This is a genomic window from Streptomyces sp. CG 926, from assembly GCF_003148825.1.
Lineage (GTDB): Bacteria > Actinomycetota > Actinomycetes > Streptomycetales > Streptomycetaceae > Streptomyces.
The window spans coordinates 540,953-564,364 of sequence record NZ_QGGZ01000003.1 but is presented as its reverse complement, the minus strand read 5'-3'; the positions used below and the strand labels follow the sequence as shown (position 1 = coordinate 564,364).

At 69.7% G+C, this 23,412-nt stretch carries 26 protein-coding genes; 13 read left to right on the top strand and 13 right to left on the bottom strand.

The window, feature by feature from the left end; genetic code table 11:
- Positions 1–60 precede the first annotated feature (60 nt).
- Positions 61–1,575, top strand: a complete 1,515-nt coding sequence (locus BCL76_RS11235; protein WP_258309523.1) for a YibE/F family protein — start codon at positions 61–63, stop codon at positions 1,573–1,575.
- Positions 1,576–1,631: 56 nt separating this feature from the next.
- On the opposite strand, the gene BCL76_RS11230 is transcribed toward BCL76_RS11235, so the two are convergent.
- The 4 genes from BCL76_RS11230 to BCL76_RS11215 form a co-directional block, all read right to left on the bottom strand.
- On the bottom strand, positions 1,632–2,081 hold the full coding sequence (locus tag BCL76_RS11230) for an SsgA family sporulation/cell division regulator (protein WP_030008369.1): 450 nt from the start codon (positions 2,079–2,081) through the stop codon (positions 1,632–1,634).
- Between the two features lie 97 nt (positions 2,082–2,178).
- Entirely contained in the window at positions 2,179–2,925 is a 747-nt protein-coding gene (locus BCL76_RS11225) for an IclR family transcriptional regulator (protein ID WP_109779311.1), read from the bottom strand.
- Positions 2,926–3,220: 295 nt separating this feature from the next.
- The gene (locus tag BCL76_RS11220) at positions 3,221–3,439 is read right to left on the bottom strand and encodes a DUF5326 family protein (protein ID WP_109779477.1); all 219 of its coding nucleotides are present in this window, start codon (positions 3,437–3,439) and stop codon (positions 3,221–3,223) included.
- Positions 3,440–3,615: 176 nt separating this feature from the next.
- Positions 3,616–3,933: a cupin domain-containing protein gene (locus tag BCL76_RS11215; RefSeq protein WP_109779310.1), complete on the bottom strand. Its 318-nt coding sequence runs from the start codon at positions 3,931–3,933 to the stop codon at positions 3,616–3,618.
- A gap of 89 nt (positions 3,934–4,022) precedes the next feature.
- On the opposite strand from BCL76_RS11215, the gene BCL76_RS11210 reads away from it, so the two are divergent.
- The 5 genes from BCL76_RS11210 to BCL76_RS11190 all read left to right on the top strand — a co-directional run bounded on the left by BCL76_RS11210 (position 4,023) and on the right by BCL76_RS11190 (position 7,708).
- Complete coding sequence (locus BCL76_RS11210) at positions 4,023–4,403, top strand: phage holin family protein (RefSeq protein ID WP_030713863.1); 381 nt, start codon at positions 4,023–4,025, stop codon at positions 4,401–4,403.
- 11 nt (positions 4,404–4,414) lie between these two features.
- The gene (locus BCL76_RS11205; protein WP_109779309.1) at positions 4,415–4,906 is read left to right on the top strand and encodes a low molecular weight protein-tyrosine-phosphatase; all 492 of its coding nucleotides are present in this window, start codon (positions 4,415–4,417) and stop codon (positions 4,904–4,906) included.
- On the top strand, positions 4,903–6,063 hold the full coding sequence (locus tag BCL76_RS11200) for a cystathionine gamma-lyase (protein WP_109779308.1): 1,161 nt from the start codon (positions 4,903–4,905) through the stop codon (positions 6,061–6,063). Before BCL76_RS11205 ends, BCL76_RS11200 begins: the two co-directional genes overlap by 4 nt.
- Before the next feature lie 188 nt (positions 6,064–6,251).
- Positions 6,252–7,157, top strand: coding sequence for a LysR family transcriptional regulator (locus BCL76_RS11195; protein WP_109779307.1), 906 nt, complete (start codon positions 6,252–6,254; stop codon positions 7,155–7,157).
- Between the two features lie 71 nt (positions 7,158–7,228).
- Positions 7,229–7,708 (top strand): NUDIX domain-containing protein, encoded by a 480-nt coding sequence (locus BCL76_RS11190; protein ID WP_109779306.1) that lies wholly within the window; start codon positions 7,229–7,231, stop codon positions 7,706–7,708.
- A gap of 33 nt (positions 7,709–7,741) precedes the next feature.
- Here the strand turns inward: BCL76_RS11190 and BCL76_RS11185 are convergent, their stop codons facing one another.
- Together BCL76_RS11185 and BCL76_RS11180 are read right to left on the bottom strand one after the other, a co-directional pair.
- Positions 7,742–8,929, bottom strand: a complete 1,188-nt coding sequence (locus tag BCL76_RS11185) for a globin domain-containing protein (RefSeq protein WP_258309520.1) — start codon at positions 8,927–8,929, stop codon at positions 7,742–7,744.
- Between the two features lie 142 nt (positions 8,930–9,071).
- Positions 9,072–9,722, bottom strand: coding sequence for an HAD family hydrolase (locus BCL76_RS11180; RefSeq protein WP_109779304.1), 651 nt, complete (start codon positions 9,720–9,722; stop codon positions 9,072–9,074).
- A gap of 155 nt (positions 9,723–9,877) precedes the next feature.
- Here BCL76_RS11180 and BCL76_RS11175 point away from each other — a divergent pair, with 155 nt between their 5' ends.
- Genes BCL76_RS11175 through BCL76_RS11165 form a run of 3 tightly spaced genes read left to right on the top strand, consistent with a single transcriptional unit; the run spans position 9,878 to position 12,473 of the window.
- Positions 9,878–10,771: a GNAT family N-acetyltransferase gene (locus tag BCL76_RS11175; RefSeq protein WP_109779303.1), complete on the top strand. Its 894-nt coding sequence runs from the start codon at positions 9,878–9,880 to the stop codon at positions 10,769–10,771.
- A 14-nt stretch (positions 10,772–10,785) separates the two neighbouring features.
- Positions 10,786–11,247 (top strand): GNAT family N-acetyltransferase, encoded by a 462-nt coding sequence (locus BCL76_RS11170; RefSeq protein ID WP_109779302.1) that lies wholly within the window; start codon positions 10,786–10,788, stop codon positions 11,245–11,247.
- A 56-nt stretch (positions 11,248–11,303) separates the two neighbouring features.
- Complete coding sequence (locus tag BCL76_RS11165) at positions 11,304–12,473, top strand: winged helix DNA-binding domain-containing protein (RefSeq protein WP_109779301.1); 1,170 nt, start codon at positions 11,304–11,306, stop codon at positions 12,471–12,473.
- 17 nt (positions 12,474–12,490) lie between these two features.
- On the opposite strand, the gene BCL76_RS11160 is transcribed toward BCL76_RS11165, so the two are convergent.
- Complete coding sequence (locus tag BCL76_RS11160; RefSeq protein WP_109779300.1) at positions 12,491–13,876, bottom strand: serine hydrolase domain-containing protein; 1,386 nt, start codon at positions 13,874–13,876, stop codon at positions 12,491–12,493.
- A gap of 9 nt (positions 13,877–13,885) precedes the next feature.
- Entirely contained in the window at positions 13,886–15,352 is a 1,467-nt protein-coding gene (gene dnaB, locus BCL76_RS11155) for a replicative DNA helicase (protein ID WP_109779476.1), read from the bottom strand.
- A gap of 452 nt (positions 15,353–15,804) precedes the next feature.
- Between dnaB and BCL76_RS11150 the strand changes: the two genes are divergently transcribed.
- Entirely contained in the window at positions 15,805–17,142 is a 1,338-nt protein-coding gene (locus BCL76_RS11150; protein ID WP_109779299.1) for an MATE family efflux transporter, read from the top strand.
- A gap of 133 nt (positions 17,143–17,275) precedes the next feature.
- Here the strand turns inward: BCL76_RS11150 and rplI are convergent, their stop codons facing one another.
- The 4 genes from rplI to rpsF all read right to left on the bottom strand — a co-directional run bounded on the left by rplI (position 17,276) and on the right by rpsF (position 18,979).
- Complete coding sequence (gene rplI, locus BCL76_RS11145) at positions 17,276–17,722, bottom strand: 50S ribosomal protein L9 (RefSeq protein WP_030008386.1); 447 nt, start codon at positions 17,720–17,722, stop codon at positions 17,276–17,278.
- 18 nt (positions 17,723–17,740) lie between these two features.
- The gene (gene rpsR / locus BCL76_RS11140; RefSeq protein WP_005315025.1) at positions 17,741–17,977 is read right to left on the bottom strand and encodes a 30S ribosomal protein S18; all 237 of its coding nucleotides are present in this window, start codon (positions 17,975–17,977) and stop codon (positions 17,741–17,743) included.
- 42 nt (positions 17,978–18,019) lie between these two features.
- Positions 18,020–18,616, bottom strand: coding sequence for a single-stranded DNA-binding protein (locus BCL76_RS11135; RefSeq protein WP_109779298.1), 597 nt, complete (start codon positions 18,614–18,616; stop codon positions 18,020–18,022).
- Between the two features lie 72 nt (positions 18,617–18,688).
- A complete protein-coding gene (gene rpsF / locus BCL76_RS11130) occupies positions 18,689–18,979 on the bottom strand; it encodes a 30S ribosomal protein S6 (protein WP_004950685.1) in 291 nt (96 codons plus the stop codon).
- A 251-nt stretch (positions 18,980–19,230) separates the two neighbouring features.
- Between rpsF and BCL76_RS11125 the strand changes: the two genes are divergently transcribed.
- From BCL76_RS11125 to BCL76_RS11115, 3 genes are all read left to right on the top strand, one after another.
- A complete protein-coding gene (locus BCL76_RS11125; RefSeq protein WP_030008388.1) occupies positions 19,231–19,533 on the top strand; it encodes a hypothetical protein in 303 nt (100 codons plus the stop codon).
- A 151-nt stretch (positions 19,534–19,684) separates the two neighbouring features.
- The gene (locus BCL76_RS11120) at positions 19,685–20,803 is read left to right on the top strand and encodes a lipid II:glycine glycyltransferase FemX (RefSeq protein ID WP_030755412.1); all 1,119 of its coding nucleotides are present in this window, start codon (positions 19,685–19,687) and stop codon (positions 20,801–20,803) included.
- A 76-nt stretch (positions 20,804–20,879) separates the two neighbouring features.
- The gene (locus tag BCL76_RS11115; protein ID WP_109779297.1) at positions 20,880–21,911 is read left to right on the top strand and encodes an alanine racemase; all 1,032 of its coding nucleotides are present in this window, start codon (positions 20,880–20,882) and stop codon (positions 21,909–21,911) included.
- A gap of 10 nt (positions 21,912–21,921) precedes the next feature.
- Here the strand turns inward: BCL76_RS11115 and BCL76_RS11110 are convergent, their stop codons facing one another.
- Positions 21,922–23,382, bottom strand: a complete 1,461-nt coding sequence (locus BCL76_RS11110; protein ID WP_181382506.1) for a glycosyltransferase family 87 protein — start codon at positions 23,380–23,382, stop codon at positions 21,922–21,924.
- Positions 23,383–23,412: the final 30 nt, after the last annotated feature.

The window sequence follows — 23,412 nt, the reverse complement described above, 5'->3', positions numbered from 1 at the left end:
CTAGCGTCATCCATGGCGTGCTGAACAGTGGGCCCCCTCATCTCTTGCGATGATCTGCTGGTGACGCCCTCGCCGCAGCCCCCCACCGAGCCCACAGAGACCTTCGGCCACATCGGCCACCCGCATGCCGGCCCCGAACCGTCCGCCAGACCGTCCGACGGCCATTCCGACCGGCACTCCGACGGCCATGTCGACCCGCATTCCGGCGGGAGCTCCGGCGGGAACTCGGGCAGCGGCTCCGGCGGGGGCTCCGGCGAACGTCCCTCGGATCGGTCCCACGACCACGGGCACGGCCACAGCCATGGCCACGGCCCGGCGGCCCCCGTCTCGAAGCACCTGCGCAAGGTCATCGCCGCCGTACTGATCCCCTTCGCCGTGGCCGTCTTCGTCGGCATGGTGGTGCTCTGGCCGGGCGGCGCCCCCGGCCACGAGCGCACGGGGGTGGGGTTCGACCGGCAGACCCAGCAGGGCGTGGTCACCTCGCTCGAACAGGTCGACTGCAAATCCGTGAACGCCGCGCAGATGCCGACGACCGAGACCCCCTCGGCTCCCGGGGGCCGGCCGGCGCAGGGCGGACCGGCCGGCGCGTGCAAGAAGGCGACCGTCGAGGTCAGCAGCGGCCCGGACCAGGGCCGCACCTTCGTGGAGATCGTCCAGCCGGGCGCGCCACGGCAGTTGGAGGACGGGCAGGAGGTGGTGGTGGCGTACGCGCCCGACGCCCCGCGCGACCTCCAGTACTCGGTGATCGACGTGAACCGCAAACTCCCGATCGCGCTGCTGGCCGGCATCTTCGCGGCCGCCGTCGTCCTCGTCGGGCGGATGCGCGGGCTGTTCGCGCTCGTCGCCCTCGTGGTCAGCTTCGGCGTACTGACCCTCTTCATCCTCCCGGCCATCCTGCAGGGTTCGAACCCGCTGGTCGTCGCGGTGGTCGGGGCGAGCGCCATCATGCTGATCGCGCTCTACATGTGCCACGGGCTGACCGCCCGTACCTCGGTGGCCGTCCTCGGCACGCTCGTCTCGCTGTTGCTGATCGGGCTGCTCGGCTCGGGGTTCATCGACTGGGCGTTCCTCAGCGGCAACACCGACGACAACACCGGGCTGATCCACGGGCTGTACCCGGACATCGACATGAGCGGTTTGCTGCTCGCAGGCGTGATCATCGGATCGCTGGGCGTGCTCGACGACGTGACGGTCACCCAGACGTCGGCGGTGTGGGAACTGCACCACGCGGACCCCTCCATGGGGCCGCGTGCCCTCTACCGAGCGGCGATCAGGATCGGTCGCGACCACATCGCGTCGGTGGTCAACACGCTGGTACTGGCCTACGCGGGTGCCGCGCTGCCGCTGCTCCTGCTGTTCTCGATCGCGAACAGCAGCATGGGTTCGGTCGCGAACAGCGAGCTGGTGGCGGAGGAGATCGTACGGACCCTCGTGGGGTCGATCGGCCTGGTGGCCTCGGTCCCGGTGACAACGGCGCTGGCCGCGCTGGTGGTTTCCGCCGACCGACCGGGATCCCCGGCCGGCGCCCCGGCCACCGGGCCGGTCCGCGGCCGGGGCCGGCGGCGCAAGCGCTGATCGGTCGTTCAGCCACTCAGCCACTCAGCCGCTCAGCCGATCGACCGATCGACCGATCAGCCGGCGTTCTGCTCGTTCTGCTGCGATTCGGCGAGGATCTTGCCGAGAGCCTCGTCGAGGTTCTCCTCGAAGTCGCCGAGATTACGCTCCTGTCCGAGCGGAACGATCCGGTCGGTCCGGTCGAGGAACGCGACGAGCGGCGCCGCACTGGCGCGGAACAGGGCCCGGTCACCGCCGACCTGGAGGCGGATGTGGACGTCGGACAGGTCCTCCGGGTGGGTGGGGGCGATGTGCACATCGCCGTCACCGCATGGCTTGTTGATGCCGTCGAGAAGGAGTTCCCGGCCGAACGCCCAGGTCACGGGCGCATCTCCGGGAAGGTGGAAGGTCAGGCGGACTGCGTAGGGGTCGCGTGCGTCGTACCGGAGTTCCACCGGAATCCGGAACGAAAGCTCCTCGGAAACGAGGAAGCTCATCATGACCTCTGCCTGTACCGACTCGCGCATTGACTACCCCGCTGTAGTTGAAGTGGCCAGGAATGATCCCCCAGGACCCACTTGACAAGAGTGGTGGAAGCGGTAGCAGATCACAAGGAGTGAGTTTTCAGATACTGATAGAGAACGAGAGGGTGCTCAACAGCGCGCCTACTTCACTCCGTAGCCGATTGACTACATAGAGCAATCGCTCTTCTTGGTGGAGAGGGAGAGAAATGGCCATGGTCGCGACCGTATCGCCGGCCGTAATGGGGATGGCCGCGCAGATTGTGCCGAGGGCATATTCCTGACGTTCGATCACCGGCTGCATTCGCCCGAGCGCCCCGATCCGGTTTTCCAGGGACCGTAGATCGCGGACGGTATAGGGGGTGATGGCCTCGACCGGATGACGGTTGTAGTAGTCCTTGCGCGTCTTCTCGTCGAGTTGCCCGAGCAGGCACTGCCCGATGGCGTGCGCATGACCCGTCTCACGGAAGTCGGCCCACTCTTCGCAGGCCGGGCTGGTCGGAGTGTCCGAGACACCCACGATCTCGATCTCACCCTCGCGGTAGATCGCGAAGTAGACGGGGGCTCCGACCGTGTCGCGGAAGTGCGCGAGCGAGTCGAGGATCATGCTGCGACGTTTCTGCTGGAGTCCCCCACCGGCGAGCCGCGCCGCGGCCTCGCCCAGTACGAACACTCCGCGCGCTCTGCGCAGATAGCCCTCGTGCGTCAGAGTGCGCAGCAGGTGGTACGCGGTGGGAAGCGGGAGCCCGGCCTCACGCGCCAGCTGTTTCGCCGGGGCTCCCTCGCTATGGGACCCCGCCGCTTCGAGCAGCCTCAGCGCGCGCTGCACCGAAGCGATCAGAGTCGGCACACCGGCATTGTGAACCGGAGACAAAGGTCACCCCCAGGCGTGGCGACGGACCTATGGGGAGGCCCGCCCTGCGGGGGCCGCCCCCGCGCGTGCCGTGGCTCCTGGGGGTCGTACTCGGCGGCTCGTTGGCGTCGCCGCAGGTCAGGGCGGCAGGTCGGAGCGGTGGTACCGGCTTTCGGTGCCCAGGGAACGGCATAGATTGCCACTCTATCCACCGATTCCGGGGATGTGAGCCGTTCAGCGGGTCAGATTCCCCCGCCTGGCTCAATCCCTGACCCGTCCGGCCCGCCGCAGGTCACCACTCGGAGGAGGAGGACTTCGAGGCACCGCCGCTGAACTTCTTCACGAGGAAGATCAGACCGCCGACGAGACCGACGAAGAGGAGCAGCTTGAAGACGATCCCGATGAGTGCGCCCAGGATGCTGGTGATCACACCGCCGAAGACGAACAGGGCCAGCAGCGGAACCGCCACCCACTTAACCCACCAGGGCATGCCTGCAAATATCTCTCGGATGCCGTCCATGTCCTCGACCTCTTCTTCGTCCGTGACTTCGTCCGTGACTCAGTCCGTTGCTTCCTGCTCTCGATGCTAGGAGTCCAGGGCCTCGTATCGGGGCTCGCGAGCCCTCGGAGTCCCCTGATCCGCCCCTTAGGGGGATCAGGGCCGCGACCCTCATCCGGCGGGGCGGCTCAGCCCTCCGGAGGGGAGAAGACCACCATCACCTTCAGGTCCTCGGTGATGTGGTGGAACTTGTGCGTGACACCCGCCGGGACATAGACGACGCTGCCGCGCGCCACGGTCGTCGTCTCCTCCCCGACGGTGATCGAGGCCCGGCCGCTGACGACGAAGTACACCTCGTCCTGCCGGTGCGGAAGCTGCGGATCGACCTGTCCGGCGTCGAGCGCGTACAGCCCGACCGACATGTTCCGCTCGCGCAGGAACTGCAGATAGGCGCCGTCGTTCGCGGCCCGCTCCGCTTCGAGATCGTCAAGCCGGAAGGCTTTCATCGTCGTTGTGCCCCTTGTACTCGATCGTTCCCTCGCATCCGCTGATCTGCGGATGTCCCACCGGGATCTTCTCTGCCACGATCAGACACATGACGAATTTCGTAGTCAAGACGCTCGCCAACGCGGCGGCCCTGGCCGTCGCCATCTGGCTGCTTTCCGGCATCACCCTCGACGACGGCAGCAGCACGGGCCGACGGGCGCTCACCCTGATCCTGGTCGCGCTGGTCTTCGGCCTCGTCAACTTGCTCGTCAAGCCGTTGGTGAAGCTGCTCTCGCTGCCGCTGTTCATCCTCACCCTCGGCCTGTTCACCCTCGTGGTGAACGCCTTGATGCTGCTGCTGACCTCGTGGCTGGCCTCGAAGCTCGACCTCAGCTTCCACGTCGACGGCTTCTGGACCGCCCTCCTCGGCGGCCTGATCATCTCCATCGTCTCCTGGGCCATGAACATGGTCCTGCCCGACAAGAACTGAACGGGCCTGCCATGTACCGCGTCTGCTTCGTCTGCACGGGCAACATATGCCGCTCCCCCATGGCCGAGTCGGTCTTCCGCGCCCATGTGGCGGCGGACGGGCTCGACGCCCTGGTCGAGGTGGACAGCGCCGGCACCGGCGGCTGGCACGAGGGGGATGGCGCCGATCCGCGGACCATCGCCGTCCTGGAGGCGGCGGGTTACGAGCAGGACCACCGGGCCCGCCGGTTCCACGCCTCCTGGTTCGCGCGCCTGGACCTCGTCATCGCACTCGACGCCGGGCATCTGCGGGACCTCCGGGCACTCGCGCCCACCTCGCAGGACGCCGCGAAGGTGCGGCTGCTGCGGTCCTACGATCCGGCGGCCTCGGCCGCCGAGACCGACGTACCGGATCCCTACTACGGGCCGCTCGACGGGTTCGAGGAGTGCCTGGAGCTGGTCGAGGCCGCGAGCCCCGGCCTGCTGGACGCCGTACGCGCCGCCGTGAAGGAGCCCACCCCATGAACGAATACGCCCCCCAGGGGACCGGAGCGCCCGCGCTCGGCGACGGCACCCGCGCCGTCCGGGCCGGACTTCCCGAGGCCGTCAAGAACGAGCCGCCCCTGCCCGGACCGGTCTTCGCCGCCCACTTCCACCTCCCCGGTGACGTCGAAGGGCCCTACGCGTACGGCCGCGACACCAACCCCACTTGGACGCTGCTGGAACGGGCGATCGGGGAGCTGGAGGCCCCCGGCGAGGACGTGCACACCATCGTCTTCGCCTCCGGCATGGCGGCGGTCTCCGCCGTCCTCCTCTCCCAGGCGCACACCGGCGACACCGTGGTCCTGCCCGACGACGGGTACCAGGCGCTGCCCCTGCTGCGTGAGCAGCTGGAGGCGTACGGGATCCACGTGCGCACCGCTCCGACCGGTGACGACGCCCAGCTCGCGGCCCTCGACGGGGCCCGACTGCTGTGGATCGAGACCCCGTCCAACCCCGGGCTCGACGTGTGCGACGTGCGCCGCCTCGTGGACGCGGCGCACGCCGGCCGGACCCTGGTCGCCGTCGACAACACCCTGGCCACCCCGCTCGGGCAACGACCCCTGGAGCTGGGGGCGGACTTCTCGGTGGCGAGCGGGACCAAGGGCCTCACCGGCCACGGCGACGTCCTGCTCGGCTACGTCGTGTGCCGCGATCCGGAGCTCGCCGCCCGCGTCCGGCGGTGGCGCAAGATCGTCGGTGCCATCCCGGGACCCATGGAGGCCTGGCTCGCCCACCGCTCGCTCGCCACGATCCAGCTGCGCGCACAGCGCCAGTGGGCCAACGCACTGGCCGTGGCCGAGGCGCTCACGCACTGGACGGACGTGAGCGGGTTGCGCTACCCGGGGCTTCCCACGGACCGCTCCCACAAGACGGCCGCCCGGCAGATGCGGGGCTTCGGGTCGGTGGTCTCCTTCACCCTGCCCGATCGCGCGCACGCGGAGCGGTTCATGGCGGCCCTGCGCCTGGTCGAGGACGCCACGAGTTTCGGCGGGGTACGGTCCACCGCCGAGCGGCGCGGACGCTGGGGCGGCGACGCCGTGCCGGAGGGGTTCATCCGCTTCTCCGCGGGCGCGGAGGACACCGAGGACCTGGTCGCGGACGTGCTGCGGGCCCTCGACCACGCGGGGGCCCGGGGCTGAACCGGGACCGGCCGTCGTCATCGAGAAGCGGTCCGAGCCTCCCCCCTGGTGGCTCGGACCGCCCCGGGTTCCGCGCGCGAAGAACCACGCGACAAGGCTAATTGACTCTGCGTCAGAGTCCAATCACGGTAACGACAGGGACCTATCCACATATTTATAGTTGTAGGCCCCCACCGAAAGGTGCAGCGATGGACCTGACCCTGCTGCGCACCTTCGTCGCCGTCCACCGGGCGGGCTCGTTCACCCGCGCGGCCGCCCTCCTCGGACTGTCGCAGCCCGCCGTGACCTCGCAGATCCGCACTCTGGAACGACAGTTGGGGCGCCCGCTCTTCCACCGCCGGGCCCGTGGCGTCACCCCCACCGCCGTCGGCGACGAGCTGGCCCACAAGGCCGCCCCGCACCTCGACGCCCTGTTGCGGATCACCGAGACCGAGCGCGAGGCCGCCGGTGCGTTACGCACCCTGCACGTCGCCGGGTCCCCCGAGTTCCTGTGCCTGCGCGTACTCCCGGCCCTCGCCCTCCTGGTCGGCCAGGGGCACACTCTGCGTGCCACCCCGCAGACCGATGCCGAGGCCACCCTCAACGGGCTCGCCGGCGGCCATCACGACCTCGTCGTCACCACCGCCCACCCCCGGGGCGGGCTCTTCACCGCCACCGCGCTGTGCGACGAGGAGCACGTCCTGGTCGCCGCGCCCTACTGGGCGGCGCTCGTCGACATGGACCGGCTGCGCGAGGAGGGCTGCGCCGCCCTGGACGGCATCCCCCTGGTCGAGGTCCATGAGAGCCTGCCGCTCGTCACCCGCTACTGGGCCGCCGTCTTCGACACCCTGCCCGATGCCAGGTCCCTGGCCGCCACCGTGGTCGTGCCGGACCTGCGGGCCGTACTGGAATGCGTACGAGCCGGCGCCGGGCTCGCCGTCCTGCCCCGCTACCTGTGCCAGGACGCCCTGGACAGCGGTCGGATCGTGGCGTTGGCGGAGCCTGCGGTGCCGCCGCTGCGTACCTGGTTCCTGGTCGCGCGGACCGGAAGCCTGGCCCTCGCCCACCTGGCCCGGGCGCACGAGCGGCTGCTGGATGCCGCGACGCACTGGTGAGTCGACGGTGACTCGACCCTTTTCCGGCCGTGGCGCGTTTCAGAAGCGGAGTGGTGGGCCACTCTTCTCCCATGACCGAACGTCCCGTGGTCAAACGCACCGCCCGCGCGATCCTGCTCGACGGTGACGACCTGATCCTCATCAAACGCACCAGGCCCGGCGTCGACCCGTACTGGCTCACCCCCGGCGGGGGAGTGGAGCTCTCGGACTCCACCGTCGTCGACGCTCTCCACCGGGAGGTCCACGAAGAACTCGGCGCGAAGATCACCGATGTGGTGCCCTGCTTCGTCGACACCGTCGAGCACATCGCCGACGGAGGGGTGACCGGTGTGAAGGTGCAGCACTTCTTCGTCTGCCGCCTCGAATCGATGGACCCGAGCCTGCGGCACGGCCCCGAGGTCGACGAGCCCGAGGGCGAGTACGAGATCGTCCGCGTGCCCTTCAGCCGGGTGGGCATCGCCGCCGTCCACCTCGTCCCGCTGTCCCTGCGGCACTATCTCGACGGCAACATCGAGGGTGTCCGCGCCATGCACGCTCCCGACCTGGGCTGAGGCCGGCCTGAGACCGGCGGGCTGCCTCCGGTCTCAGCCGGCGATGCCGGCGAGTTCCTCCACCGCGTCGTGCCGGATCCGCTCGCAGGGGATGCCGATCCGCACGAGCTCGTCCACTCCGCTGCGGATCATCGCGGGCGGCCCGGAGATGAAGGCGTCGTACGAGCTCCACGGCCCGTGCTCACCCACCGCGTGCGGCAGCTGTCCGGCCAGCCCGTCGCCGACCACCGGGCGCACCGACAGCCACGGGTGGGAGCGCTGGAGCCCCAGCAGCGTGTCCTTGTCGTAGAGGTCGCTGTCGCTGCGGGCACCGAAGAACACCTCGACCGGCCGCCGCTCGCCGTGTTCGGCCACGTCCTCGATGAGCGCCTTGATCGGCGCGATCCCCGTGCCACCGCCCAGGCACAGCATGCCGTTGTCCGTGGTGTGGTCCACCACCATCGACCCGGCCGGCGGTCCCAGGCGCAGGACGTCTCCCGGGCGGGCGTGCCGCACCAGCGCGTTGGAGACCCAGCCCGCCGGAACGGCCTTGACGTGGAAGGACAGCAGTCCGTCGGCGCGCGGAGCCGAGGCGAAGGAGTAGTGCCGCCATACCCTCGGCCACCACGGGGTCTCCAGGCTCGTGTACTGGCCGGCGAGGAAGGCGTAGGGCTGGTCGGGGCGGACCGTCAGCACCGCGATGTCCGGGGTCCGCAGATCGTGGGAGACCACCTCGGCGTTCCACCACGCCGGGGCCTTCACCTCTTCCTCCGCCGCCGCGTCGATCATGATCTGGGAGATCGCGGTGTACGCGCGTACCCAGGCGGCCTGTGCCTCCGGCCCCCAGCTGGTGTGCGCGTAGCGGGCCAGTGCCCCTACGAGGGCTTCGCCGACCGCCGGGTAATGACCGGCCATCGTGCCGTACTTGCGATGCCCGGCGCCCAGTCGGCGTAGGTAGGGGACGAGGACGGCTGGATTGTCGATGTGCTCGGCCGCGGTCAGCAGCGCCTTCAGCAGGCGGTCCCGCTGCACGTCCATGGCGGCGGGGAACATACCGCGCACTTCAGGGTGCCCGGTGAAGACCAGAGCGTAGAAGTACGAGGTCACCTTGTCGGCGACGGGGGCGATCTCCGCGAGGGTCCGGCGGATGAGTACGGCATCCGGTGAGGGCTCGATCGCACCGCCCTCGCCGGATATCCGGGCCGATTCGCGTCTGGCCGATCTGGTGGGCGGAGCGTCCATGCGGTGCCTCGCTTCGAGCATCTCGGTCGGTCTGCACACGCCACGGCCTGTGAATCCGTGGTTCCGGGTTTCACAGCGTGCCGGCCGGCCCAGAGGGCTGCGGGGAAATGCGGAAAATCCGCGTTTCGAACCCACTTTCCTCCTAAGATGCGTCAACTCCCGGGCGCGTCAGCCCCACGAGCTGGTATGCCTCCCGCAGATCCCGGCCCTCGTAGACATGAGTCGCCCGCTCGGCCAGGAAAGGCCGCGCATTGACCGCCACGGAAACCGGCACCACATCGAAGAGCAAGGCGTCGGTCACCGAATCCCCGTAGGCGACGCAGTCGTCCCGGCTCACACCGAACTGCGCGCAGAGCCGGTCCGCCACCATGACCTTGCCCTCGGGCGTGAGGATCCCGGACTCCTCCACCGGTCGGGTGAACGGAACCTCCGGGAAGACGGAGCCGTGCGCGGCATCCGCACCCCACTCCAGCAGCAGCTCCACGAAGAACGACGGAGACAGGGAGATCACCGCGCAGTGGTCCCCGCGTTCCCGGATCTCCTGCCACACGTCCCGGATGCCCGCGAGCCAGGGAGCCCCGTCGAACGCCGCCCGTACGTGCGCGGGTGTCAGATCGGCCCAGAGCGCGTGGGCGGCCACCGAGAACTGGTGCGGCCTCATCTTCTGCGCGCCGAAGGCCCGTTCCAGTTCGGCGATCTCGGCGCTCAGCCCGAGCTGCCGGGAGATCTCGACCGGCGAGGACGAGCCGTACATCAGCGTCCCGTCGAGATCGAAGAGGTGCAGGAGGGTCATAGCCAACGAGGCTAGCCGCTGCGTTTCACGTGAAACACCGCGTTTCACGTGAAACATCGCCCGGCGCCCCGGGCCGGGGCACCTGGTGTTTCACGTGAAACATCCACCCACAAACCCTCTGGACGACTCCCGGTCCATGATCCAGTCTGGGACAGGTGACACCACCACACATCACCGATCTACCGATCCGGGCGCTGACCGCGGATGATCTCCGCCGCTGCGCCGACCTGTCCGAAGATCGCGGATGGCTCCGCGAGGAACACAAGTGGCGTCTGCTCCTCACCGCAGGAAACGGCTACGGCGTCGACGCCCCGGACGGCCGGGGGCTCGCGGCCGCGTGCGTCGTCACCCGCTACGGCGAATCGCATGCCGGACCGGAGCTCGCCGCCATCGGGATGGTTCTCGTCGCCGACCGATTCGCCCGCCAAGGTCTGGGCCGCCGCCTGATGACCCACGTCTGCGACGGCGTACTCAAGGGCGTCCCCCTCACCTTGCACGCCACTCCCTACGGGCGCCCCTTGTACGAGGAGCTGGGCTTCGAGACCACCGGCCGCGCCGAGATGCTGAAGGGCGCCTTCCGGCATGAAGGAGCCCCCGCCACGTACGGGACTTCCCGGGTCCGGCCGGCGACCGCCGAGGACCTGCCCCGGATCCTGCGTCTGGACACCGAGGTCTTCGGCACCGACCGCACGCACATGATCACCCGACTGCCCGCCTTCGCCGACCGGCTGGTCGTCGCCGAGGACCGCTCCGAAGACGACACGCTCACCGGCTACGCCGCGGCCTGGCCCAATATGGACACCCAGGTCATCGGCCCACTGATCGCCCATGACACCGCGACCGCGCAATCCCTGGTCACCGCGCTCGCGGCCGGTACCGGCCGCGAGCTGCGTACCGATGTGGACGTACGGCACGAGGAACTTCTCGCCTGGCTCAAGGACCGGGGCCTGGCGCCCGTGGCCTTCAACGCCGTCATGACCCGGGACATCCCCGGCCTGCCCGGCGACTGGACCCGCCGGTGGGCACCGCTCACCGTGGCCGCGGGCTGAGAGGACGAAGCATCATGAACGACACTCCCGAGCTGACCATCCGGCCGGCCACCGAGGCCGATGTGCCCGCCATCGTCGCCATGCTGGCCGACGACCCGCTGGGCGCCACCCGCGAGTCCCCGGACGACCTGACCCCCTACTTCGCGGCCCTGAAGCGCCTCACCGACGACCCGAACCAACATCTGGTCGTCGCCGTCCGCGCCGATCGTGTCGTGGGCACCCTCCAGCTGACGATCGTCCCGGGGCTCTCCCGCAAGGGGGCCACCCGGTCCATCATCGAGGGCGTCCGCGTGCACGCCGACGAACGCGGCAGCGGCCTCGGTACCCGGTTCGTCGAATGGGCCGTCGAGAAGTCCCGTGCCGAGAACTGCGCACTGGTGCAGCTGACTTCGGACGTGACCCGGACCGATGCCCACCGCTTCTACGAACGGCTCGGCTTCACCGCCTCGCACGTCGGATTCAAGCTCCAACTCTGAACGACGCCCCCGCAAGCCGGGCCGCCGCGGAGGCGGCCCGGCCTACGATCGGGAGGATGAGCCTCCCTCTCGTCACCACCGCCGAGCGACGCCACCGGCTCGGCCGGCGCCACCGCCTGGCTCCCTCGGCCCACGCCGCGACCGTCTCGGAGGCGGCGGACTCCGTCGTCGCCCTGCACGCCACCGACGCCGCGACCGTCTTCCTCTCGGCCCGTGCCCGGCTCGCCGCAGGTGGCCCGGACATGATCGAGCGGGCGCTCTACGAGGACGTAAGCCTCGTGCGCCTGCTCAGCATGCGCAGGACGCTCTTCGCGGTCTCCGCCGAACTCGCCCCGCACGTCGACGCCTCCACGGCCCGCGCGATCGCCGCCAAGGAGCGCCGCACCCTCCTCAAGCACCTCGACGAGGACGGACAGGGTCTCGACGCCGCGTGGCTCGCCGGGGCGGAGGCCGCCGCGCTCGCCGCCCTCGACGCCCACGGGCCCTCCACCGGAAGTCAGTTGTCCGCGGCCGTACCCGCCCTACGCCAGAAGATCACCATCAGCCGCGGCAAGAAGTACGAGGCGGAGCAGGGGGTAGCCACCCGGGTCATCCGGCTGCTCGCCGCCGACGGCCGGATCCGCCGTGACCGACCCCGCGGCTCATGGACCTCCAGTCAGTACCGCTGGGTCCACACCGAGCCCTGGCCCGCCGTACCCGCAGCCGAGGCCCGCGTCGAGATCGCCCGCCGATGGCTGCACGCGTACGGGCCCGCCACCGAGGCCGACCTCAAGTGGTGGACCGGCTGGACCCTCACGGAGGTCCGCAAGGCCCTTGCCGCCGTGGGCCCCGACCAGGTCGCTCTGGAGGACGGCAGCACCGCCCTGGTCAGCCCCGGGGACACCGGGCCCGAACCTGCGCCGGAGCCGTGGGCGGCTCTGCTGCCCGGCCTCGATCCCTCCGGCATGGGCTGGGCCGACCGCGGTTTCCACCTCGACCCCGCCCACCGGAGCGCCCTGTTCGACTACGCCGGCAACATCGGCCCCACCGTGTGGTGGAACGGCGAGATCGTCGGCGGCTGGGGGCAGCGCCCCGACGGCGAGATCGTCTGGCGGCTGCTGGGCGACCCCGGCCGGGCCGCAGAGCAGGCGATCACCGCCGAGGCCGGTCGGCTCGCCGCATGGGTGGGAGAGGCCCGGATCACCCCGCGCTTCCGTACCCCGCTGGAGCGCGAACTCGTCGCCTGACCCGCTCGCCCCGGCCGTCAGCCGATGCCCCGCCAGCCCTGCGGGTCCACCCCGCCGGGCACCGGGGCGTCGGCGTCGTACGGCTCCCGGGTGAACACGAAGGACGCCAGGTCGAGATGGCTCACCGAGCCGTCGGCACGGCGTACCGCCCGCAGCGTCTCACCGGCGTAGTAGCCGAAGAGACCGGTCCAGCTGCCGTCCGGCTCGGCCCGGAAGCGGGCCGTGCGGCCACTGGCGCCCACCGGCCCCAGTTCCAACAGCCCGTCCGCGGTCAGGCGCACCACCTGGGGCGAAGTCCCCCAGTACCAGGGGCCGCACAGTTCGAGCGGCACGTGGTCCGACTCCAGGAACGGCCGCCACGGCCGCGGGAAGCGCGGCTCGGCGTCCGCCACGATCCCCACGAGATCCGCGGCCACCGTCGAGGCGGGAAGCCCTGAGGTGCAGTTCGCCAGCACCACCGCAGCCACGTCGTCCGCCTCGCTCATCCACAGCCCCGCGACGAAGCCGGGCAGCGATCCGCTGTGCCCCACGAGCCCCCGCCCGCCGACGCCCGCCAGTTGCAGGCCCAGCCCGTAGCCGTGCTCGGCGAGACCGGGCTCCGGGGGCGAGGCAGCCGTACGCATCTCCCGTAGGGACTCGGCGCACAGGACGCGCTCGTCACCGCGCAGCAGGAAGGCCGCGAACCGCGCCAGGTCCCGGGTCGTGGACCACAGCCGGCCGGCCGCGGCCATCAGTCCGAGGTCCTCCAGCGGTTCGGGCATCATCACGTCCGCCCAGGGGTGCACCGCCCAGCCGCCCGCGTGCGGGGCCTGCGGCTGTCCGCTCGTGCGCTCCAGCCCCAGCGGCTCCAGCACCTCGGCCCGCAGCGACTCTTCCCAGGACCGTCCGCGCACCGCCTCCACCAGCGAACCCAGCAGGGTGTAACCGGGGTTGGAGTAGTGGTGCCTGGTTCCCGGCGTCAGCTTGAAGGGCTCCTCCCCCAGCACGTCGCCGAGCTCGGGCCGCTGCTCGCCGGGAGTGCGCTCCCACCACTCACCGGGCGTTTCCGCCGCCAATCCGCCGGTGTGGGAGAGCAGTTGAGCGACGGTGACCTGCCCCGCGCCGGTTCCCGGCAGGTGCTTCTCCAGCGGATCGGCGAGCGAGATCAGGCCCTCGTCCCGCAGCCGCATCACGAGGACCGCCGTGAAGGTCTTGGTGATCGAACCGATCCGGTACTGCACGTCACCGTCCGGACCGTGGCCCTCGACCGAGGTCCGCGAGCCCTCCCAGACCACCTCCCCGCCCCGCAGGACGGCCGCCACCACGGACGGCGCCCGCCCTTCGCTCTGGGCGACGGCGATCCGGTGCCTCAGCGCACGCCGGGTGGCAGGGAGAAGTTCCAGGTCCTCAGCAAGCTCATCCATGATCGGATGCTACGTGTTGGCCATGTCCACGAAGCGTGAGTAGTGACCTTGGAAGGCCACCGTGATCGTGGCCGTAGGGCCGTTACGGTGCTTCGCCACGATCAGGTCCGCCTCGCCCGCGCGGGGGGACTCCTTCTCGTACGCGTCCTCGCGGTGCAGCAGGATCACCATGTCCGCGTCCTGCTCGATCGATCCCGATTCACGCAGGTCGGAGACCATCGGCTTCTTGTCGGTGCGCTGTTCCGGACCACGGTTCAGCTGGGAGAGCGCGATCACGGGGACCTCCAGCTCCTTCGCCAGCAGCTTGAGGTTTCGGGACATGTCCGAGACCTCCTGCTGACGGCTCTCGGGACGACGCGAGCCGCCCGACTGCATCAGCTGGAGGTAGTCGATGACCACGAGCGAGAGGTCGTTGCGCTGCTTGAGCCGACGGCACTTGGCCCGGATCTCCATCATCGAGAGGTTGGGGGAGTCGTCGATGTAGAGCGGGGCGGCGGAGACGTCCGGCATCCGGCGGGCGAGGCGGGTCCAGTCGTCGTCCGTCATCGTTCCCGAGCGCATGTGGTGGAGCGCCACCCGGGCCTCCGCCGAGAGCAGGCGCATGGCGATCTCGTTGCGCCCCATTTCGAGGGAGAAGATCACGCTCGGCAGGTTGCTCTTGATCGAGCAAGCCCGGGCGAAGTCCAGCGCGAGCGTGGACTTACCCATGGCGGGACGGGCGGCGATGACGATCATCTGTCCCGGGTGCAGGCCGTTGGTCAGCGAGTCCAGGTCCGTGAAGCCGGTGGGAACGCCCGACATCTGGCCGCTTCGGGAGCCGATCGCCTCGATCTCGTCGAGGGCGCCCTCCATGATGTCGCCCAGCGGCAGGTAGTCCTCGGAGGTCCGCTGCTCGGTGACGGCGTAGATCTCCGCCTGGGCGCTGTTGACGATCTCGTCGACGTCGCCGTCGGCCGCATAACCCATCTGCGTGATCTTCGTACCGGCGGCGACCAGGCGGCGCAGGACGGCCCGCTCGTGGACGATCTCCGCGTAGTACTCGGCGTTCGCCGCGGTCGGCACGGACTGGACCAGGGTGTGCAGGTAGGAGGCCCCGCCCACCTTGCTGATCTCGCCGCGACGGGTCAGCTCGGCGCCGATGGTGATCGGGTCGGCCGGCTCGCCCTTGGCGTACAGGTCGAGGATGGCCTGGTAGATGGTCTCGTGCGAGGGCCGGTAGAAGTCGTGGCCCTTGAGGACCTCGACGACATCCGCGATGGCGTCCTTGGAGAGCAGCATGCCGCCGAGCACCGACTGCTCGGCGTCGAGGTCCTGGGGCGGGACACGCTCGAAGCCGCCGCCACCGCCGGAGTCCCAGGAGCCGCCCTCACGGCCCCGGTCGTGCTGTTCGTCCCCGCGGCCACGGCCTTCGCTGTTACGGCGCGGACGGGCGGGCAGACGGTCACCCGGACCGCTGTCGGCCCAGGGGTCGTCCATGGGCTCGGGCATGCTCACCGGGCCGCCTCCTCCCGTCCGCAACGCGGACCTCGCCGTGTCACTCTTTCTACGACACGGCTCTGACATTTGGGGCACCCGAATCCGCTGTCGGCGAGTCGGGCAACGAACCACGGTAGGCCCGAGAGCGGCGTCAGCCAATCTTGTTATCCACAGGGTGTGTGGATGACATGTGGATGACCGCGCCAATGCTGTGGGTAACTCGCCGGAAGCTGTGTACGGACCGGGGGACGACGCTGTGGACAAAATCACCCGCGCCACCCCGTTACGCACTCTGACCTGCGCTTTCCTCCTCCGGACCCAGCGGTGGAGAAAATTCTTGGCCGCCGTCCCGAGATCGCCTCCAACGAGGTGCGAGGAACGCGCAAGTCAACGCGCCAGTAAGGATCCCAAGGTGGTTGCATCCATTACCTGTGGAAGATTAGATTGAGCGCATGAAACAGGCTGTCGCAGCACCCAAGGCAGGGCCGGGACGGCATGACCGAGAGATCTTCGCACTCGCTCTCCCTGCCTTCGGCGCACTCGTCGCCGAGCCCCTCTTCGTGATGGCCGACAGCGCCATCGTGGGACATCTCGGCACCCCCCAGCTGGCCGGCCTCGGCATCGCCGCCGCGGTCCTCACCACCGCTGTGAGCGTCTTCGTCTTCCTCGCCTACGCCACCACCGCGGCCGTCTCCCGCCGCGTCGGCGCAGGAGACCTCCAGGCGGCCATCCGGCAGGGGATCGACGGCATCTGGCTCGCCCTCCTGCTGGGTGTGGCCGTCGTCGCCGTGGTGCTGCCCGCGACCCCCTCCCTGGTCTCGCTCTTCGGGGCCTCCGACACCGTCGCCCCGCACGCGGTCACCTACCTGCGGATCTCCGCCCTCGGTATCCCGGCCATGCTCATGGTCCTGGCCGCCACAGGGGTCATCCGCGGCCTCCAGGACACCCGTACGCCGCTCTACGTCGCCATCGGCGGCTTCGCCCTCAACGCGGGCCTGAATGTCGCCCTGGTCTACGGTGCGGGCCTCGGCATCGCGGGCTCCGCCTGGGGCACGGTCATCGCCCAGTGCGCCATGGCCGCCGCCTACCTCGTCGTGGTCGTCCGCGGCGCCCGGCGCCACGATGCCTCGCTACGCCCCGACCTCGCGGGCATCCGGGCCTGCGCCCGGGCGGGCGCTCCGCTGCTGGTCCGCACCCTGTCGCTGCGCGCGATCCTGATGATCGCCACCGCCGTGGCCGCCCGGCTCGGCGACGCCGATATCGCCGCCCACCAGATCCTGCTCTCCCTGTGGAGCCTGCTCGCCTTCGCCTTGGACGCCATAGCGATCGCAGGGCAGGCGATCATCGGCCGCTACCTGGGCGCGGGCGACACCGACGGCGCCAGGGCCGTCTGCCGCCGCATGGTGCAGTGGGGGATCGCCTCGGGCGTCGTGCTCGGGCTTCTGGTCGTCCTGGCCCGCCCGGTGTTCATCCCGTTGTTCACCAGCGATCCGGCCGTCGAGTCGGCCCTGCTGCCGGCTCTGCTCGTCGTGGCCCTCTCCCAGCCCGTCTCCGGCATCGTCTTCGTACTCGACGGGGTCCTGATGGGCGCCGGAGACGGCCGCTACCTGGCTCGGGCCATGCTCCTGACCCTCGCCGCATTCGCCCCGGCCGCGCTGCTCGTGCCGATGCTCGGAGGCGGCCTGACGGCGCTCTGGTGGGCCATGACGCTGATGATGGTGGTTCGGATGATCACGCTCCAGCTGCGCGCCGGCTCGGGTCGATGGCTGATCGCGGGTGCCACCCGCTGAGGGGTGTCCCGTACGGCCCCCGGTCGTGTTTCACGTGAAACGTCCGGGCCGGGCCGCGCTGTTTCACGTGAAACAGCGTCCGACAACGACGAAGGGCCGCACCCCTGGGGGTGCGGCCCTTCATGCGCAGCCCTTAGGCGGCGACGACCTCGATGCCCACGTTCGCGGCCACGTCGGCGTGCAGACGCACGGAGACCTGGTACGAACCGAGGGTCTTGATCGGGGAGCCGAGCTCGACGCGGCGCTTGTCGACCTTCGGGCCACCCGAGGACTCGATCGCCGTGGCGATGTCGGCCGGGGTCACGGAACCGAAGAGACGACCGGCGTCACCCGCGCGGGTGGCCAGACGGACCTTCACACCCTCGAGCTTGGCCTTGACCTCGTTGGCCTGCTCGATGGTCGCGATCTCGTGGATCTTGCGGGCGCGGCGGATCTGCGCCACGTCCTTCTCGCCACCCTTGGTCCAGCGGATCGCGAAACCACGCGGGACCAGGTAGTTGCGAGCGTAACCGTCCTTGACGTCGACGACATCGCCGGCGGCACCGAGGCCAGAAACCTCGTGGGTCAGGATGATCTTCATTAGTCGGTCACCCTTTCCTTATCGTGCGGTGGACGTGTAGGGCAGCAGCGCCATCTCACGGCTGTTCTTGACGGCCGTGGCGACGTCACGCTGGTGCTGCGTGCAGTTGCCGGTCACGCGGCGGGCACGGATCTTGCCGCGGTCGGAAATGAACTTCCGCAGCATGTTCGTGTCCTTGTAGTCCACGTACGCGGTCTTGTCCTTGCAGAAAGCGCAGACCTTCTTCTTAGGCTTGCGCACAGGCGGCTTCGCCATTGTGTCTCTCCTGTGTGATCAAGAAGTGGGATGCGAGCTGCCCTAGAAGGGCGGCTCGTCCGAGTAGCCACCGCCGGAGCCGCCGGAGCTTCCGCCCCAACCGCCCCCGCCGCCGCCCTGCTGCTGGCCACCGGCCGGCGCGCTGGACGCCCACGGGTCGTCGGAGGGAGCTCCGCCGCCCTGCTGCTGCTGGCCACCGGGGGCTCCGCCCCAGTTGCCACCGCCGCCGCCCTGCTGCTGACCGCCGCCGCCGTATCCACCCTGGCCACCGCGACCGGTGGTCTTGGCGACCTTGGCCGTGGCGGTCTTCAGGCTGGGGCCGACTTCCTCGACGTCCAGCTCGTAGACCGTGCGCTTGACACCCTCACGGTCCTCGTACGACCGCTGCTTCAGCCGGCCCTGCACGATGACGCGCATGCCCCGCTGAAGGGACTCGGCGACGTTCTCCGCCGCCTGACGCCAGACCGAGCAGGTCAGGAACAGGCCTTCGCCGTCCTTCCACTCATTGGTCTGCTTGTCGAAGATGCGGGGAGTGGACGCGACACGGAACTTCGCGACCGCCGCACCCGAGGGGGTGAAGCGCAGCTCGGGGTCGTCGACGAGATTGCCGACGACCGTGATGACGGTCTCGCCTGCCATGGATGAACCTCTCGGCGGGGATTGCTGCTGGGCTGCTGTGCTACTCGATCCCGATTACCGCTGAACCGAAGTTCAGTGGGTCTCGGGGCGAAGGACCTTGGTCCGGAGAACCGACTCGTTCAGGTTCATCTGTCGGTCAAGCTCCTTGACGACCGCAGGCTCGGCCTGAAGGTCGATGACCGAGTAGATGCCCTCAGGCTTCTTCTTGATCTCGTAAGCGAGACGACGACGGCCCCAGGTGTCGACCTTCTCGACCTTTCCGTTGCCCTCACGGACGACAGAAAGGAAGTTCTCGATCAGCGGGGAGACAGCGCGCTCCTCGAGATCGGGGTCGAGGATGACCATCACTTCGTAGTGACGCATGTGGAACCCACCTCCTTTGGACTCAGCGGCCACGGTCGTTCCGTGGCAGGAGGGTCGTGATGCGTGAGCACGGCGTCCGTAGAGCAGACACCGCGCAGCTGTACAGACTACCTGCTCGCACCCTTCCGGTTGAAATCCTCCGGAAGAGGGCCACAATCTGTATCCATCGGGTGTGCTCGGTGCTAGACCCTCGGCCGCTTGTCGGAGGCAGCCCGCAGCACCGCCAGCTTCAGCCAGGAGGTGCCCTACCGATGGCACAGGCAATGCGGCCCCCTCAGATCTCCCTGCTCTCCACCGACGGCAAGCCCCACCCGCTGCAGGACACCCTGATGGCGGTCACGCTGACCCTCGGCGCCGTGGCGTTCGTCACGGCCTTCTTCCACAACCTGCACCTGATCAGCTCGTGGGCCGGGCTGATCGGAATCCTGACCGGCGCGTACGGACAGTTCGTCTCCGTCACGACACGCGAGCGCTTCGCGCTGATCATCGGCCTTGGCGCGTCTGCCATCGGCTTCTACCTCGGCATGTTCCACGGCGGCCTCTTCGGGGGCTGAGCGGGCCACCCGGGACAGACCGGGACACCTCCGCGGCAGGGCGCCGGCCACGCACCGGCCCGGGCCCACGGCCCGTCCCCCAGAAGGGTGGCGCCCTTGTCGCAGTAGGCTTCGCGCCATAGCCAGCGAAGCCGCCGAGGAGACGCCCCGCATGAGCCTGTCCCTGAGGACCATCAGCCGAGAGCAGCATCTGGGTTACCTCCAGAGCCTGCCCTCGGCGAGCCACTGCCAGGTCCCGGCGTGGGCCGACGTGAAGAACGAGTGGCGTTCCGAGAATCTCGGCTGGTTCGACGAGTCCGGAGAACTGGTCGGCGCCGCCCTCGTGTTGTACCGGCAGCTGCCCAAGGTGAAGCGGTACCTCGCGTACCTGCCCGAGGGCCCGGTCATCAACTGGTACGCCCCGAACCTGGAGGAATGGCTCCAGCCGATGCTGGCCCACCTCAAGCAGCAGGGCGCCTTCACCGTGAAGATGGGCCCGCCCGTCGTCATCCGCCGCTGGAACTCGACCGCCATCAAGGCCGGTATCCAGGACCCGAACGTGAAGCGCCTGCGCGACGTGGAGGCCTCGGTCATCGAGCCCCGCGCCTTCGAGGTGTCGGACAAGCTGCGCCGCATGGGCTGGCAGCAGGCCGAGGACGGCGGCGCCGGATTCGGTGACGTCCAGCCGCGCTACGTCTTCCAGGTACCGCTGGCCAACCGCTCGCTGGACGATGTCCTCAAGGGCTTCAACCAGCTGTGGCGCCGCAACATCAAGAAGGCCGAGAAGGCCGGTGTCGAGGTCGTCCAGGGCGGCTACGACGACCTGCCGACCTGGCAGCACCTGTACGAGATCACGGCCGAGCGCGACAAGTTCCGCCCGCGTCCGCTCAGCTACTTCCAGCGTCAGTGGACGGCCCTCAACTCCGAGGACCCCAACCGGATGCGGCTCTACATCGCCACGCACGAGGGAGAGCCGCTGGCCGCCGCCACGATGCTCACCGTCGGCCAGCACGTCTGGTACTCCTACGGCGCCTCCGCCAACCACAAGCGTGAGGTCCGCCCCTCGAACGCGATGCAGTGGCGGATGCTGCGCGACTCGTACGCGCTCGGCGCAAGCGTCTACGACCTGCGCGGTATCTCTGACACGCTGGACGAGAACGACCACTTGTTCGGTCTGATCCAGTTCAAGGTCGGTACGGGCGGCGAGGCCGTGGAGTACGTCGGCGAGTGGGACTTCCCGCTCAACAAGGTGCTGCACAAGGCGCTCGACATCTACATGTCGCGCCGCTGACCGGCCCCACCCCGCCCCACACGCACAGACAGCACCGCTGCACCAGGCAGCTTCTCAGGAGAGGTTCCGGACGGGCATGGCGCTCACGCTCTACGTCGACACCGCGCGCTGGCGTGCGCACCAGAAGCAGATCCAGGACCAGTTCCCCGGGCTGATCCCGGTCTGCAAGGGCAACGGATACGGCTTCGGTCACGAGCGGCTCTGCGAGGAGGCGACCCGTATGGGCGCCGACATCCTGGCCGTGGGAACGACGTACGAGGCCTCCAGCATCAAGGACTGGTTCGGCGGCGACCTGCTCGTCCTCACCCCCTTCCGACGGGGCGAGGACCCGGTGCCGCTGCCGGACCGGGTCATCCGCTCGGTCGCGTCGCTGGACGGGGTGCGCGGTCTGGTGGGAGCCAGGGTGGTCATCGAGTGCATGAGCTCGATGCGCCGCCACGGCATCTCCGAGCAGGACCTCGGCCAGCTGCACGCCGCGATCGAGGACGTCCGGCTGGAGGGCTTCGCCCTGCACCTGCCCCTGGACCGCCCGGACGGCTCGGACGCCGTCGAGGAGGTCATCGGCTGGATGGACCGGCTGCGCGCGGCCCGGCTGCCGCTGCACACCATGTTCGTCAGCCACCTGCGGGCCACGGAGCTCGCGCGGCTGCAGCAGCAGTTCCCGCAGACCCGCTTCCGGGCGCGCATCGGCACCCGGCTGTGGCTGGGCGACCACGAGGCCACCGAGTACCGCGGCGCCGTCCTCGACGTCACGCGCGTGGCCAAGGGCGACCGGTTCGGCTACCGCCAGCAGAAGGCCGCCTCCGACGGCTGGCTGGTCGTGGTGGCCGGCGGTACCTCGCACGGAGTGGGCCTGGAGGCCCCCAAGGCGCTCCACGGTGTGATGCCGCGCGCCAAGGGCGTCGCCCGGGCGGGTCTGGCCACGGTCAACCGCAACCTCTCGCCCTTCGTCTGGGCGGGCAAGCAGCGCTGGTTCGCGGAGCCGCCGCACATGCAGGTGTCGATCCTGTTCGTGCCCTCGGACGCGACCGAGCCGAAGGTCGGCGACGAGCTGGTGGCGCACCTGCGGCACACCACCACCCAGTTCGACCGGGTGCTCGACGCCTGAGTCCGACCGGTCAGTCCTGGGGACTCGCGCCCCAGTCGACCCGCTGTCCCTCCGAGGGCGTCGCGTACCGCGGCGCCCTCGCTGCGTCCGACAGGACGAACACGTCCTCCGCGCCGTCCAGGACGCCGCCGGAGGGGTCGTCCGAGCCGTCCCGTCGTACGACGTCCCGCTCCGGCATCAGGATGTCCCGGACGATGACCGCGCACAGGTACAGGGTCGTCAGCAGGTGGACGGTGATCGCCAGCTGGTAGCCCTCCACGGGCAGGCCCTGGTGCTTGTCCGCGCTGGCGGTGTAGGCGAGGTAGAACCAGATCCCGAGGAAGTAGACGACCTCGCCGGCCTGCCAGATCAGGAAGTCCCGCCAGCGCGGCCGGGCCAGCGCGGCGAGCGGGATCAGCCACAGCACGTACTGCGGCGAGTAGACCTTGTTGCACAGGATGAACGCGGCGACGACGAGGAAGGCCAGCTGGGCGAAGCGGGGCCGGCGCGGGGCGGTCAGGGTCAGTAGTCCGACGGCCCCGCAGAGCAGGAGCGTCAGGCCGGTCGCGTAGGTGTTGGCGCCGTCCAGCGAGTTGCCCGAGCGCTGGGAGATCAGCAGCCACACCGAGCCGAAGTCGATGGGCCGTTCCTGGCTGAAGGTGTAGAACTTCTGCCAGCCGTCCCAGGCGAACAGCATGACCGGCAGGTTGACCACGAGCCAGGCTCCGGCCGCGCCGAGTACCGCGGCGCCGAAGGCACGCCACTTCCCGGCCCGCCAGCAGAGCACGAACAGCGCGCCCAGCAGCAGCACCGGATAGAGCTTGGCCGCGGTGGCCAGGCCGATGAGGATGCCGAACAGCACCGTCCGGCCGCGGGACCACATGAGCATCCCGGCGGCGGTCAGGGCGATGGCCAGCAGATCCCAGTTGATCGTCGCCGTCAGGGCGAAGGCGGGCGCCAGGGCGAAGAGCAGGGCGTCCCAGGGGCGGCGGCGGTGGGTACGGGCGACACACACGGCGATGACGGCCGCGCAGGCCATCAGCATGCCCGCGTTGACCATCCAGTACATCTGTTCGCGGTGCTGCATGGAGCCGCTGCCGGGCGTCAGCCAGGAGGCGATCTCCATGAACAGCCCGGTGAGCACCGGGTACTCCAGGTACTCCATGTCGCCGGGGAGCCGGTCGAAGTAGGGCGTCAGGTTGTCGGCGAAGCCGCGGACCGCGTACAGGTGCGGGATGTCGGAGTAGCAGGCGTGGGTGTACTGCGAGCCCGCCCCCCGGAACCACGCCCAGTCGTAGCAGGGCAGCTTCTGGACCATGCCGAGCGCGAACATGCCGATGGCGATGAGCGCCACGACCCGGACCGGCCCCAGCCAGTGCCCGCCGAGCCGGGCGTAGCGGCCGAGCGGGCCGCCGATGAGCTCGCTGCCGGCTGCGGCGACCTCGTCCTGCTGTGTGGGCAGTACGGGGCGGTCCTCGTGCACCTTGGTCATGGGGGCCATCCTGCCGTACCGGAGCGGACA

Bases quoted from the DNA above. Each gene is read 5' to 3' on its own strand.
- BCL76_RS11230 (WP_030008369.1), bottom strand. From the start codon at position 2,081: ATGCGCGAGTCGGTACAGGCAGAGGTCATGATGAGCTTCCTCGTTTCC.
- BCL76_RS11215 (WP_109779310.1), bottom strand. From the start codon at position 3,933: ATGAAAGCCTTCCGGCTTGACGATCTCGAAGCGGAGCGGGCCGCGAAC.
- BCL76_RS11210 (WP_030713863.1), top strand. From the start codon at position 4,023: ATGACGAATTTCGTAGTCAAGACGCTCGCCAACGCGGCGGCCCTGGCC.
- BCL76_RS11205 (WP_109779309.1), top strand. From the start codon at position 4,415: ATGTACCGCGTCTGCTTCGTCTGCACGGGCAACATATGCCGCTCCCCC.
- BCL76_RS11200 (WP_109779308.1), top strand. From the start codon at position 4,903: ATGAACGAATACGCCCCCCAGGGGACCGGAGCGCCCGCGCTCGGCGAC.
- BCL76_RS11195 (WP_109779307.1), top strand. From the start codon at position 6,252: ATGGACCTGACCCTGCTGCGCACCTTCGTCGCCGTCCACCGGGCGGGC.
- BCL76_RS11190 (WP_109779306.1), top strand. From the start codon at position 7,229: ATGACCGAACGTCCCGTGGTCAAACGCACCGCCCGCGCGATCCTGCTC.
- BCL76_RS11185 (WP_258309520.1), bottom strand. From the start codon at position 8,929: ATGGACGCTCCGCCCACCAGATCGGCCAGACGCGAATCGGCCCGGATA.
- BCL76_RS11180 (WP_109779304.1), bottom strand. From the start codon at position 9,722: ATGACCCTCCTGCACCTCTTCGATCTCGACGGGACGCTGATGTACGGC.
- BCL76_RS11170 (WP_109779302.1), top strand. From the start codon at position 10,786: ATGAACGACACTCCCGAGCTGACCATCCGGCCGGCCACCGAGGCCGAT.
- BCL76_RS11165 (WP_109779301.1), top strand. From the start codon at position 11,304: ATGAGCCTCCCTCTCGTCACCACCGCCGAGCGACGCCACCGGCTCGGC.
- BCL76_RS11160 (WP_109779300.1), bottom strand. From the start codon at position 13,876: ATGGATGAGCTTGCTGAGGACCTGGAACTTCTCCCTGCCACCCGGCGT.
- dnaB (WP_109779476.1), bottom strand. From the start codon at position 15,352: ATGGACGACCCCTGGGCCGACAGCGGTCCGGGTGACCGTCTGCCCGCC.
- BCL76_RS11150 (WP_109779299.1), top strand. From the start codon at position 15,805: ATGAAACAGGCTGTCGCAGCACCCAAGGCAGGGCCGGGACGGCATGAC.
- rplI (WP_030008386.1), bottom strand. From the start codon at position 17,722: ATGAAGATCATCCTGACCCACGAGGTTTCTGGCCTCGGTGCCGCCGGC.
- rpsR (WP_005315025.1), bottom strand. From the start codon at position 17,977: ATGGCGAAGCCGCCTGTGCGCAAGCCTAAGAAGAAGGTCTGCGCTTTC.
- BCL76_RS11135 (WP_109779298.1), bottom strand. From the start codon at position 18,616: ATGGCAGGCGAGACCGTCATCACGGTCGTCGGCAATCTCGTCGACGAC.
- rpsF (WP_004950685.1), bottom strand. From the start codon at position 18,979: ATGCGTCACTACGAAGTGATGGTCATCCTCGACCCCGATCTCGAGGAG.
- BCL76_RS11125 (WP_030008388.1), top strand. From the start codon at position 19,231: ATGGCACAGGCAATGCGGCCCCCTCAGATCTCCCTGCTCTCCACCGAC.
- BCL76_RS11120 (WP_030755412.1), top strand. From the start codon at position 19,685: ATGAGCCTGTCCCTGAGGACCATCAGCCGAGAGCAGCATCTGGGTTAC.
- BCL76_RS11115 (WP_109779297.1), top strand. From the start codon at position 20,880: ATGGCGCTCACGCTCTACGTCGACACCGCGCGCTGGCGTGCGCACCAG.
- BCL76_RS11110 (WP_181382506.1), bottom strand. From the start codon at position 23,382: ATGACCAAGGTGCACGAGGACCGCCCCGTACTGCCCACACAGCAGGAC.